12 protein-coding genes are annotated in these 12,102 nt (G+C 68.9%); 4 read left to right on the plus strand and 8 right to left on the minus strand.

Translation table 11 applies throughout. The features are described from left to right. Positions 1–7 precede the first annotated feature (7 nt). Positions 8–1,102, minus strand: coding sequence for a zinc-dependent metalloprotease (locus tag EV653_RS35425; RefSeq protein ID WP_134109855.1), 1,095 nt, complete (start codon positions 1,100–1,102; stop codon positions 8–10). A 39-nt stretch (positions 1,103–1,141) separates the two neighbouring features. Then, the gene (dacB, locus tag EV653_RS35430; RefSeq protein ID WP_134109857.1) at positions 1,142–2,500 is read right to left on the minus strand and encodes a D-alanyl-D-alanine carboxypeptidase/D-alanyl-D-alanine endopeptidase; all 1,359 of its coding nucleotides are present in this window, start codon (positions 2,498–2,500) and stop codon (positions 1,142–1,144) included. A gap of 50 nt (positions 2,501–2,550) precedes the next feature. Here dacB and EV653_RS35435 point away from each other — a divergent pair, with 50 nt between their 5' ends. Then, positions 2,551–3,039 (plus strand): inorganic diphosphatase, encoded by a 489-nt coding sequence (locus EV653_RS35435; protein ID WP_134109859.1) that lies wholly within the window; start codon positions 2,551–2,553, stop codon positions 3,037–3,039. Positions 3,040–3,064: 25 nt separating this feature from the next. Here the strand turns inward: EV653_RS35435 and EV653_RS35440 are convergent, their stop codons facing one another. Continuing rightward, positions 3,065–3,496, minus strand: a complete 432-nt coding sequence (locus tag EV653_RS35440) for a MarR family winged helix-turn-helix transcriptional regulator (protein WP_134109861.1) — start codon at positions 3,494–3,496, stop codon at positions 3,065–3,067. Positions 3,497–3,583: 87 nt separating this feature from the next. Here EV653_RS35440 and EV653_RS35445 point away from each other — a divergent pair, with 87 nt between their 5' ends. From EV653_RS35445 to EV653_RS35455, 3 genes are read left to right on the plus strand one after another with little or no spacing between them, the layout of a single operon-like run. Further along, positions 3,584–4,546 (plus strand): quinone oxidoreductase family protein, encoded by a 963-nt coding sequence (locus tag EV653_RS35445; protein ID WP_134109863.1) that lies wholly within the window; start codon positions 3,584–3,586, stop codon positions 4,544–4,546. A gap of 19 nt (positions 4,547–4,565) precedes the next feature. After that, positions 4,566–5,456: a LysR family transcriptional regulator gene (locus EV653_RS35450; protein WP_134109865.1), complete on the plus strand. Its 891-nt coding sequence runs from the start codon at positions 4,566–4,568 to the stop codon at positions 5,454–5,456. Positions 5,457–5,502: 46 nt separating this feature from the next. Further along, positions 5,503–6,210, plus strand: coding sequence for an SDR family oxidoreductase (locus EV653_RS35455; protein WP_202871982.1), 708 nt, complete (start codon positions 5,503–5,505; stop codon positions 6,208–6,210). 13 nt (positions 6,211–6,223) lie between these two features. Here the strand turns inward: EV653_RS35455 and EV653_RS35460 are convergent, their stop codons facing one another. The 5 genes from EV653_RS35460 to EV653_RS35480 form a co-directional block, all read right to left on the minus strand. Further along, on the minus strand, positions 6,224–7,651 hold the full coding sequence (locus tag EV653_RS35460) for a C40 family peptidase (RefSeq protein WP_134109867.1): 1,428 nt from the start codon (positions 7,649–7,651) through the stop codon (positions 6,224–6,226). Positions 7,652–7,899: 248 nt separating this feature from the next. Continuing rightward, entirely contained in the window at positions 7,900–8,712 is an 813-nt protein-coding gene (locus EV653_RS35465; RefSeq protein WP_134109870.1) for an endonuclease/exonuclease/phosphatase family protein, read from the minus strand. Positions 8,713–8,776: 64 nt separating this feature from the next. Then, on the minus strand, positions 8,777–9,850 hold the full coding sequence (locus EV653_RS35470) for a WD40/YVTN/BNR-like repeat-containing protein (protein ID WP_134109873.1): 1,074 nt from the start codon (positions 9,848–9,850) through the stop codon (positions 8,777–8,779). Positions 9,851–9,871: 21 nt separating this feature from the next. Beyond that, the gene (locus EV653_RS35475) at positions 9,872–11,143 is read right to left on the minus strand and encodes a ThuA domain-containing protein (RefSeq protein WP_134109876.1); all 1,272 of its coding nucleotides are present in this window, start codon (positions 11,141–11,143) and stop codon (positions 9,872–9,874) included. Positions 11,144–11,185: 42 nt separating this feature from the next. Next, positions 11,186–12,052, minus strand: coding sequence for a helix-turn-helix transcriptional regulator (locus EV653_RS35480; RefSeq protein ID WP_134109878.1), 867 nt, complete (start codon positions 12,050–12,052; stop codon positions 11,186–11,188). Positions 12,053–12,102: the final 50 nt, after the last annotated feature.

Below are 12,102 nucleotides of genomic sequence, written 5' to 3' on the forward strand. Positions count from 1 at the left end.
AGCCGACTCAGCCGTGGAGTCGGGCGACCCAGGCATCGGGGTTCGCGATCTCGGTCTTGGTCGGCAGCGTGTTGGGGCCGGTCCAGACCCGGTTGAAGCCCTCCATACCGACCTGGTCGACCACGCGGCGTACGAACGCCGCACCGTCCTTGTACTGACGCAGCTTCGCGTCGAGCCCGAGCAGCCGCTTCAGCAGCTGGTCCACCGGGTTGCCGCTCTGCCGGCGCGATGTGAACTTGGACCGGATGTTCTCGACCGTCGGAATGACCGTCGGCCCGACCCCGTCCATCACGAAGTCCGCGTGACCCTCCAGCAACGACATGACCGCGGTCAGCCGGTCCAGCACCGCACGCTGCTCCGGCGACTGCATCAGGTCCACCAGGCTCAGCTCAGCCTCGCCACGGACCGACCGCCCCAGCCGCTGCACAGCCTCCCGGAACATCGCGGCGTACGCCGACGCGTCCAGCTCAGCCTGGTCGAGGAACAGGGCGATCTCGGACCGCAGGTGGTCCCGCAGCCACGGAACGGCGGTGAACTGCACCCGGTGCGTCTCCTCGTGCAGACACACCCACAGCCGGAAGTCCCGCGGTACGACGTCGAGCTCGGACTCCACGTGCATGACGTTGGGAGCCACGAGAAGCAGCCGACCGGTCAGGTGCGGCCGATCCGGGTCGGGCTCCGCCGGGTAGAACGGGTCGAACTGGCCGAGCACCCGGGACGACAGGAACGCCAGCAGCGCGCCGGCCTCGATACCCGTCACCCGTGAGCCGACCGCGGACGACAGACCGGGCATCCGGTCCGCCTTCTCCCGCAGCTTGTCCGCCAGCGGTTGCAGCACGGTCCGGAAGCCGTCCGCGTTCGCCTGCACCCAGCCGGGCCGGTCGACGATCACCACCGGCGCCGTGGCCGACGTGGCCTGCAGCCCGGTGAACTCGCGGACATGGCCCTCGGACTCGGCCGCGAACTGACGCAGGTCCGCGACCACCTGGTCCGCCTGCGCGCGGCTGACCGCCGGGCCCGGGCGCAGCAGCTTCCGCGCCACACCGGTCGCCAGCTGCCAGTCGACCATCTCGGTCGTGGTCTCGCCTTCAGCCGTACTCATATAACGACCCTAGTGCTATGTCCCAACATGCGCTGCTGATCAGCAGCCGCAGTTGGCCAAGGCTGCGGTGGTTCGATCGAGGGCGGCGCGGGCGTCCAGCGTCTTCGGGACCGGAACACTGTCACTGGCGACTGCGAACACCAGCAGCGTGCCGGAGCGGTCCCGGGCGTACCCGGCCAGGCTGTGGACACCGGTCAGCGTCCCGGTCTTCGCATGGACCAGTCCGGTCCCGGTGCCGGTGCCGACGGTCGTGAATCGCTCCCGGAGGCTCCCGTTGAAGCCCGCGATCGGGAGTCCGGTCAGGAGATGCCGCAGCTCCGGGTGGTCCTTGGAGACCGCCACCCGGACCGCTCCGGCCAGCAGGTCGAGCGGGACCTTGTTCGCCCGGGTCAGACCGCTGCCGTCGTAGATGCGAGCCTTGCTGACGTCGAGGCCAAGCTTGGTGAGCGTGGCCCGCACACCCTTGACCCCACCGACGTACGAACCGCCGTTGCCGGTCGCGATGCCTACCTGCCGCAGCAGGACCTCGGCTCCGTCGTTGTCGCTGTGCTGGTTGATGTACTCGACGATCTGCCCGAGCGTCGGCGATTTCACCAGCGCCAGCGGGGCGACGCCGGCCTGGGCCGTCGCAGCCTTGACGGTCGGGGCCACAGTGATCCCGTAGGTGCCCAGCAGCTTCGAGAACGAGGTGGCGGCGGCCTGTGCCGGCGAGGGCGCGCGCTTGGCCATGCCCGGCGAGATGCGGCCTTCGTTCACCCACAGCGCCGTCGTCGGCGCGGCGATCCCTTCCGGGACATAGTTGGCCTCCCAGTTCGCGTTGACCGCCGGGCCGGTGAACAGCGACGCGTCGTACCCGAGGGAGACCCTGGTGACGCCCTGCGCCTTCAACGCCTTCGCGGTGCCGGCAGCGAGCGTCTGGAGGGTCGCACGGGCCGGGTAGTCCGGCGCCTGCTTCGCAGCGAGCAGCGGGTCACCGCCGCCGACCAGGACGATCGAGCCCTTGCCGGCGCTCACGACCTTGGTGGTGAACGTGTGCTCCGGCCCGAGCGTCGCCAGCGCCGAGACCGTGGTCAGGAGCTTCAGAGTCGAGGCAGGCGTGTACGGCGTCGCCGCGCCGACCGAGAACACCGGCTTGCCGCGCGAGGCGTCGTACACGTAGACACCGTGGTGCGGGCCGAGCGACGGGTCCTTCAGGACGGCAGCGAGCGCCCTGCCGACCCCGGCCGCCGTCGGAGCGGCGCCCTCGGTGGTCAAGGGAGCCAGGACGGGCGGTGCCTGCTCGGTGGTCTGGACTGATCCGGGTACGGCGCGTGCGCTGCTCACCAGGCCGGCGCACAGGCTCGTGCACAGCGCCGTGGTGAGCAGCGTGACGAATGCCGCACGGGCAGGTCGTGCCACCTGGCTGCTCCTGTCATCGGGTCGGTCGGAACCGTGACAGTATCTGCCGTATGGAGTTCGACGTCTTCATCGAGATCCCCAAGGGCACCCGCAACAAGTACGAGCTGGACCACAAGACCGGGCGGCTCCGGCTGGACCGGACACTGTTCACGGCCACCCAGTATCCGTCCGACTACGGGTTCATCGAGGACACCCTCGGTCAGGACGGCGACCCGCTGGACGCGCTGGTCCTGCTGCCCGAGCCGACCTTCCCCGGCTGCCTGATCAAGGCCCGGGCGATCGGCATGTTCCGGATGACGGACGAGAAGGGCCCGGACGACAAGGTGCTCTGCGTCCCGGCCGGTGACCCGCGCCAGGAGCACCTGCGCGACATCCACCACGTGCCGGAGTTCGACCGGCTCGAGATCCAGCACTTCTTCGAGGTCTACAAGGACCTCGAGCCCGGCAAGTCCGTCGAAGGCGCGACCTGGGTCGGCCGCGCCGAGGCCGAGGCCGAGATCACCGCGTCCTTCCAGCGCCTGAAGACCGAAGGCCACTAGCCCGCGCACCTGACCGGCTCAGGGGTCAGTCCGCGGATAGGCGGCTGAGTAGGGCGAGGAGGGTTTTGCGCTCCGCTGCCGTCAAAGGCTCCAGCAGGTCCGCCTCGGCGGCGTAGATGAGTTGGTCCATCGCGTCCAGCTGCTTCTCGCCGGCCGGGGTGATGGCGACGATCTTGCGGCGCCGGTCGGCCGGGTCGACCCGCCGCGCCAGGAACTTCAGCTCCTCGAGCTCGTCGAGCAGCGTGACCAGATCGCTGCGGTCGAAGCCGATCCGGTCGGCAAGCGTCGCCTGAGCAGCCTCGCCGTCGTCGGCCAGGCTCGCGAGCACGTGATAGTGCTGCGTCCGGACACCGGCCTGCGTCATGTGCTGCCGGACGAGGCGCTGGGCATGCTGGCTCGACCGTCCGAGCGCCCACAGCACCCGGTCGGCCAGCCGATGCGTCGGCGCCTTCTTCACGCCCCAACTCTATTGGCATCGTTCAGTCATGGCGTTATCGTGGGAGTCTCCTATTATTTCAAAACCCCACGATATGGAGATCCCACAATGCGCGCAGTGCGCTTCCACCGCCACGGCGGCCCCGAAGTCCTCCAGCTCGAGGAGGTCGCCGTACCTGAACCGGCCGCCGGTCAGGTCCTGATCGAGGCCGAGGCGATCGGCGCGAACGCGATCGACGCCGTACTCCGCCGCGGCGGCTCGCCCTGGGACCGTCCACTCCCGGGCACCCTCACCGGCGACGTCGTCGGCCGGATCGTCAAGCTCGGGCCGGACACCCCGCCCGGCGTGGCCGTCGGTCAGCGCGTCTCGGCGCTCACCGTGGACGCCTTCGCCGACTATGCCGTTGCCGACGCCGCCTTCCTCGCGTCGATCCCGGACGACGCCGACGCGGGCGAAGCCTCGATGATGTCGCTGACCGCGCCGCTCGCGCTTCGCGTGCTCGAGTCCGGTCACATCCCGGCGGGCGGCACGGTCCTGATCCAGTCCGCCGCCGGCACCATCGGCCACCTCGCCACCCAGCTGGCCCGCTTCTACGACCCGAAGACGATCATCGGTACGGCGTCCAGCCCGCAGAAGCTCGACTTCGTCCGCGAGCTCGGCGCCGAGCCCGTCGACATCAGCGACCCCGACTGGGCGGCCAAGGTCCGCGCCCTCGCGCCGGACGGCGTCGACGCCGTCCTCGACGCGGTCGGCGGCACGGTCTTCGAGCAGGGCCTCGAACTGGTGAAGCCGCTCGGCAGGATGGTTTCGTACGGCGCCATCACCACCGAGGTCCCCGCCGTACCGGTGCTCGGACTCCAACTCCGCATCCTCACCGGCGTCTCCCTCTACGGCTGGCAGCAGGCTCGGCCGGACGAAGCCCGCGCCGACATCGCCGAGGTCATCCGCCGATGGCAGACCGGTGAGCTCCGCCCGGTCGTCCACGCCACCTACCCGCTGACCGAGGTCGCCCGGATCCACGAGACCCTCGACGCCCGCGCCAACCTCGGACGACTCATCGCCATCCCCTGAGGCGCTCTAGAATCACCGGGTGGAGTTGCGGCAGATGCGGTACTTCGTGGGCGTCGCGGAGGAGCTGCATTTCGGCAAGGCCGCCGAGCGCCTGTACATCTCCACCCCGACCCTGAGTCAGCAGATCAAGCAGCTCGAACGCGAGATCGGCGCCACCCTGCTGATCCGTCACAGCCGCGGCGTCGAGCTCACCCCGGCCGGCCAGGTGTTCCTGGCCCGCGCCCGCGAGACGATCCAGGCGGCCGGCCTGGCGCTGAAGGACACGCGCCGGGCCGCCGGGCTGGACGAACCGGTCCTGCGACTCGGCCTGCTGAACGGCATCCCCGGCTGGTTGCCCGCCGCGCTCGAACAGCTCGCCACCGAACGCTTCCCGAACAGCACCGTCACCCTCGAGGCCGGCACCACCACCGACCAGGTCCGGATGCTCACTGCCGGCGAGATCGACCTCGGCCTGGTCCGCACCCCATTGACGTTGCCTCCGGCAATCACCTCCGAACACCTCGCGGCCGAGGAGCTCGGCGTGCTGCTGACCGCCACCCACCCGCTGGCCGCGAGACCCGAGCTCACACCGGACGACCTGGCCGGCCTCGAGCTGATCTGGATCCCGCGGGACTCGGCCCCCGAGTTCCACGACGACGCGCTGCGGGCCATCGGCCCCGGAGTACGGCTCAGCGACATCAGCATGAGCCACTCGCAACTCCGCTCGGCCCTGCTCGTCCGACGGTCGGCGATCAGCCTCGGGTCCCGTCGAGCCGCGACCGCGGACGTCGTCTGGCGGCCGATCTCAGGCCGTCCACTGGTGGCCCGGTACGCCGCCGTCTGGCGCACCGACTCGCGCAATCCGGTGCTGCAGGCAATGGTCGTTAGCCCCGGCCTAACGGTCGTTAGCCAGCACGTCGTGGCGGACTGACTCCCGCAGTGGTTGGCTCGAAACGTCAACCACCGAAGGAGATTCAGTGCAGGAACACGTAGTGATCGTCGGCGGCAGCTCCGGCATGGGATACGCGCTCGCCGCGGAACTCATTGCCCAAGGCAGCGAAGTCACGATCGCCGGCCGCTCACCCGGCAAGCTCGACGCCGTACGCCGGGAGCTCGGCGTACGGACTGTTGCCATGGACATCGGGATCGAGGCGGACATCGAGCGGCTCTTCGCCGCCACCGGCACCGTGAGCCATATCGTCACGACGGCCGCGGACGTCGGCGGCGCCTACCAGCCGATCAGCGAGTACGACGTGGACGCGGCCCGATCCGCGGTCGACTCCAAGTTGCTCGGACCGCTGCTGCTCGCCAAACACGGCGCACCGGTGCTCGAACCCGGCGGCTCGATCGTGTTCACCTCGGGCATCGCGGCGTACCGTCCCGGGCCGCGCGCATCGTTGCTCGCGGCACTCAACGGCGCGCTGGCGTCACTGGCCGCAGCGCTCGCGGTCGAGCTCGCGCCGCTCCGGGTCAACGTGGTGTCCCCCGGCTGGGTCGACACCCCGATCTGGCAGGACGTCGCCGGCGACGCGGCGCCCGCGACCCTGGCCGCGATGGCGGCGCGCCTCCCGGTCGGCCGCATCGGCCGGACCCAGGACATCGCGGCCGCCATCATCGCCCTGCTACGCAATGGTTTCATCACCGGCACCGTTCTCCACGCCGACGGCGGACACCGGCTGGTCTAGGCAGACAGAAGCGTCAGGGACGGCCGAAGAAGTTCGGCGGGATCCAGTAGTAGACGCTGGCGATCTGAACCGGCTTCCCGGTCCGCGGCGCGTGGATCATCTGCCCGTTGCCGATGTACATCGCGACGTGGTGGATGGTCGCCGGGTCGTTCGGGTCGGTGGCCCAGAAGATCAGGTCGCCGGGCCGCAGGTCGTCCTCGTTGATGTGCTGGATCTGCTCGTACTGCGCTGCGCTGTAGTGCGGAAGCTGGACGCCCGCACGCTCCCAGGCGCCCATCACCAGTCCCGAGCAGTCCCACCGCGACGGACCGGTCGCACCCCACAGGTACATGTCGCCGAGCTGCTTCAGCGCGAAGTTGATCGCGTCCCGCGCGCTGCCGCCCGAGCTGTGCCCACCGCCGTTGCCACCGTTGCCACCGTTGCCGTCGTTGCCCGGCTTCGGTTTGTGGTGCTTCGGCGGCTTCTTCCCGTGGTTCTGCTTCTGCTCTTCCTTCTCCTGGCGTGCCTCCTCGGCCGCCTCGCGGGCCCGCTCGGCCGCCTCCGCGCGGCGTTCCGCGGCCTCACGGGCGGCGATCCGGCGCTTCAGCTCGGCGGCCTTCTTCGCGGCCAGGGCGGCGGCTCGTTGTCGCGCAAGCTCCTCGAGCCCTCGCTGCCGCTGGGCAGCAACCTTCACCGAGGTGTTCTGCAGTACGGCGAGCTGCGCGATCGACTTCGTGCGCTGCACCCCGATCGCGGTCACGGCCGCGGACTGAGCCGCCTCCGCGTCCTCGGCCGCCTTCTTCGCGGCGGCCGCCTCGTCGGTCGCCTTCTTCACCTTGACGACCGCCTGGTCGGCCTGCACCTTGAACAGGTTGGTCATCACCTGGGTGGCCGAGAACCGCAGGTACGAACCCTGCATCGCGGCCGACACCGAGCGGGCCGCGCCGGCGGAGTCGAGCAGGTCCTGCGGACCGTTCGCGGTGAACAGCGGCGCGATCTTCGCCACGTCGCCGCCACCCTGGTACGACGCGGCGGCGAACCGGCCGATCTGCGCCCGCTGGGTGGCGAGCGTCTGCTCGGCCTCCTTCGCGCGGGCCGCGGCGGCGGTGGCCTCGGCCTGGGCCTGCTGCAGCCGGTAGACGGCGCCGTTGTACGCCTCGTCGGCGATGCCGGACTGGATGCCGAGCTGCTCGAGCCGCGCGTTCGCCGCGGCGAGCTGGCGCTCGATCGTCGCAACCTGGCCGGCCTTCGAGGCGGCGGCCTGCTTGGCCCGCTCGACCGCGGCCTTGGACGGGATCACCGGCGGCTTCGGCTTGGCAGCCTCGGCCGGGAGCGTGGGCATGGCCATCGTGGCGGCCAAGCAGATCGCGAGCACCCCGGACAGCAGGGCCTTACCTGCCCGACCGGTCTTCCCAGTGCTCGCGACCCGCTCGCCGGACGTGGCCCTGAGGGGCGTCCGCATCGGGATCGTTCCTTCCGCCGGTCACGAACCCCTTCCCCAGGGTTCGTGAACTTTTGGTCCTCCTGGACCACATACGTGACACTAGTTGCCTAGAGCCCCATTGGGAACAGCTTTCACACAAGTATCTTTGTTTCACCCGTGTGTCGACTTGACAAACTACAAGCTTGTAATTCCGCGAAGTCCCAGGTCGGCGCACGAAAACGCCCTCCGGCCGGAGCCGGAGGGCGTTCAGGTGACGCGTCAGGGGTTCAGCGGAGGGCGAACGAGGCGACCACCGGGAGGTGGTCCGAAGCCGGCGTCACAGGTACGTCGGCCGTCACCGGGCGCAGGCCCGCGCTGTGCAGCTGGAAGTCGATCCGCTTGGTCGGGTTGCCCGCCTCGATCGTGTAGCCCGGGCCGACACCGACCTCGGTCCACGTGTCGTCGTACACGGCGGTCAGGGTCTTGATCTCCGGCGCGGTCGGCGTCGCGTTCAGGTCGCCGACGAGCAGCGTCGGGGTCTTCGAGTTGCCGAGCAGCTCGACCACCTTCTGCGCCTGCTCCAGCCGTTCGGCGTTGTTGTTGCTGGTCAGGTGCGTGTTCGCGAACCGTAGGTCGGCCCCACGAACCTTGATCTTCGCGACCGCGAGACCGCGCTGCTCGCCGGTCGGATACAGCGGCAACAGCGTGTTCTCGAAGTCCTTGATCGGGTACTTCGACAGGATCGCGGTCCCGTACTGACGCCGCGGCTCGCCCGGGTTCACCGGCGGCAGGTCGAGGTTGGCGGCGTACGCGTAGTGCATGTTCAGCCGCGCGGCGAACCAGGCCGGCTGGTCGACCCAGTTGCTCCGCACATCCCAGTGCCGGTCGACCTCCTGGAGCCCGACCACGTCGGCCCCGGACTGCTCGATCAGTACGGCGATCCGCTCGAGATCGAGCACACCGTCGATCCCCGCACCGTGATGGATGTTGTACGTCATCACCGTCAACGGCCGCTCCGGCCGCCCGGCGTCCGGTTGCGCGGCGGCAACGGTCGGCACCGCCATCAGTAACCCCACCAGGACCGTTAGCAATTTACGCATGCACCCATCCTTCCGGAAAACCGGCGACACCCGCACAACGAACGAGTGTCGCCGGTCTGAACGGTCAGTGCACCAGGCGGCCGACCGCGCCCTTCGCGCCTGAGGCCCAGCAGCCGGCCTGGGAGCCGTGGCCGGCGCACTCGACGCTGTCGAAGCTGCCGTCGTAGAACTGCTTCCAGCTACGCCCGCCGTCGAAGCTCACGTCGCTCCCGGACGGGCCGACCGCGACGACGGTCGACGGCGACCACGGCACGAAGTGCGACCCGCTGCGGTACCCCTTCGGCGCCTTGTCCGCGGGCACGAGCTTCCAGGTGCGGCCACCGTCGTACGTGATCGAGGCCGCCTTGACCGCGTCGGTCGGCTTCTCGAAGTCACCGCCGACCGCGACGCCGAACAGCGGGTTGCGGAAGGCGAGGCTGAAGATGCCGGCCGCCTGGCCACTGGCCATCGGCGAGTCCGAGACCCGCCAGTGCCGCCCGCCGTCGCTCGTCCGGAACACCCGCGGCCGGTCGCCGCCGCCGGTCGCGAACCACGCGGTCCGTCCGGGTCCCGCGACCAGGCAGGTCCCGCTGGCCGCGAACGCGAACTCGCCGGGCAGCGCGGCCGGCATACCGGCGTTCGACTGCACCTTCCACGACTGCCCGCCGTCCGACGTCGCCGCGATCCGGAACTTCCCGTCGACCGGGTCGCTCATCGCCAGCCCGTGCTTGTCGTCGTTGAAGGCGAAGCAGTCGTAGAACGCGTTCACGTCGGTGTTGCGGAACGTCTCGGTCCAGTGCTTGCCGCCGTCGACGGTCCGGTACACGCGCGAGTCCTCACCGACCCCGATCGACAGCGCGACCGCCCGCTTCGCGTCGAACGCCTCGACATCGCGGAACTGCAACGCCTCCGCACCCGCCGGGCTGACGTTCTGCCAGTGCTTCCCGCCGTCGACGGTTCGCAGTACCGTCCCCGCGGTCCCACCCACCCAGGCGACGTCCTTGCTGACCGCCGCGAGCCCGCGGAACTGCGCCGTACTTCCGGTCGGCGTCAGCTCCCAGCGGTACGACGGCCCGCCGTGCGCCTGGGCGGGGATGACCTGGGACGACATCAACAACAGACCTCCTGCCGCGAGAGCGGCCACACGCAGGATTCTCATGCGCGAGAACCTAGCCCAACATCAAACCACCGTCAGCTGGAACGACTGCGTCGCGGCGCCGTTGCAGGTGAGTTGGACGAGTTGCGTGCTGTCGGCGGTGGAGCCGCCGGGGACCGTGAGGCATTTGCTGCTGAAGCGGCTGACGAAGTGGAAATAGCCGCTGCCTTCGGAGACGGCCTGCCATTGCTGGTTGTTGCCGTTGCTGTATGTCCACAACTGCAGGCCGGCGTTGTCGGCCGCGGACACCCCGGTCACATCGATCACCTTGGTGGCGTCGTTGCGGTTGTTGACGCGCGTGAATCCACCGGACGTCGGCTGGAACTGGAACTGCTGCGCCTGCGTGCCGTTGCAGGTGTACTGCTGGATGACGGTCCCGTTGGCGACTCCGGCCGCGCGGGCGTCGACGCACTTTCCGTTGCCCTTGTTGGCGAGCTGGTACCACGCGGTCAGCGACGGCTGGTCGACCGGCGGCGTCGTACCGCCACCACCGAGCCATTTCAACGCGTCCATCATGAACTGGTTCTGTGCCGGGCTGTCGAACGTCGACGAGAGCCGGGTGTTGGTCTCGTAATTCATCGCGTTGTGGCCGAAGTTCGCGTAGATCATCTTGTAGTTCTTGTTGGTCCAGATGATCGGGTAGTAGCCCGACGTCCAGATGTTGCCCTGCTGGTTGCCGACCGGGAAGCTGGACGGGTCGATCGAGGCCAGGACCTGAATATCGGGGTTGTTCCGCAGGTCGTTCTGCCAGCTGTACCACTCGCTCACCGACGAGCGGAACGTCGCTCCGGTGTTCACCAGTGAGGGATGCGAGCGGTTCTCGGTCCTCAGCGTGACCGCGCTCGGTCCCCAGGTGTTCGACTCGAACCGGCCGGTGCCGAGCAAAGTGTTGTTGAACCACGGCCAACCGCCACTCGCGTCGTTGTACGCCGACACGTGGAAGCCGAAGAACGCACCGCCGTGATCCATGTAGTTCTTGAACCCGTTGCGTTGCGCGTCGCTGTGTGGCGAATCGTCGAGGAACATCACCACCTGGTACTGCGATGCGCTCAAGTTGTTGAGCTGGTCCCAGTTGTTGGTCGATGTGTACGAGAAGCCGTTCTGCGCACCGAACTGCGGGAAGCGCTGATTCGCTTCCTTCTCGAAGTCGATGTGCGCGGCGTCGTAGGTGCCGCTGTAGAAGGCGAGCACGTTGAACGTCGCCTCGACCTTGGCGACCGCAGTGGAGGTGAGCCCGCTGATCAGCAGCACCAGTGCGAGCAGGAAGGCGGGCAGGCGAAATCGATCGGAAAGCATGGGGGCGGACCTTTCCGTCAGAACTTTATGAAATTTCAGAGCTTAAATTAACTCCCGATCTAAGCCCTGTCCAGAGTTCATCGCCTGACTGCCCAGAACACTCAGCAACTCCAGCTTCTCCGCGCTCTCGCTGCCCGGCTCCGCGGTGAACACGATCAGCGTCTGCTGCTGGTCCCGGTTGTCGATCAGCTCGCAGTACAGCTCGAGGTCCCCGACCGACGGGTGCCGGAACCGCTTGGTCCGGCTGTGCGCGACGACGACCTCGTGCGCGTCCCAGATCTTGACGAACTCCGGGCTCAGCTTCTGCAGCGCCTTCACGAGCGAGGCGGAGTACGACTTCGGTCCGTCGATGGTCGCGGTCGTGCGCAGCATCGAGACCAGCAGCTTGCTGTGCGTCGTCAGCTCGGGTTCGGCGTACAGCGTCCGGGTCTCGGGGTGGGCGAACCAGCGATAGACCTCGCTGCGCTCCATGCCCTGGAAGTTGGTGAGCTCACCGGCGAAGGCGACGTGCGTCGGCGTCTGCGCGAGCACCTCGCCGCACCGGTTGAGCAGCATCGCCGGGGTGTCGTGCAGGCGGTCGAGGATCCGCAGCATGCCGGGGTCGACGTGGCACGCCCGCGTCGCCCGCGGCGGCGTACCGTGGCCGGCCAGCAGGAACAGGTGGTCGCGCTCCTCGAGTGTCAGCCGGAGCGCGCGGGCGATCGCGCCGAGCATCTCGACCGACGGCTGCGGGCCGCGTCCGCCCTCGAGCCGGCTGTAGTAGTCGGCCGACATCGACGCCAGCGCGGCGACCTCCTCGCGCCGCAGACCGGGGGTACGGCGCCTGCGCCCGCGGGGCATGCCCACGTCTTCGGGTTGCAGGGCCTCCCGGCGTTTGCGCAGGAAGTCGGACAGATCGGCGTACTCCATGACTCCAGTGTCCACGCCGCTCAGCCGTTATCCACTGCTTGCGGAGCAGT

Source organism: Kribbella pratensis (genome assembly GCF_004365355.1).
GTDB lineage: Bacteria > Actinomycetota > Actinomycetes > Propionibacteriales > Kribbellaceae > Kribbella.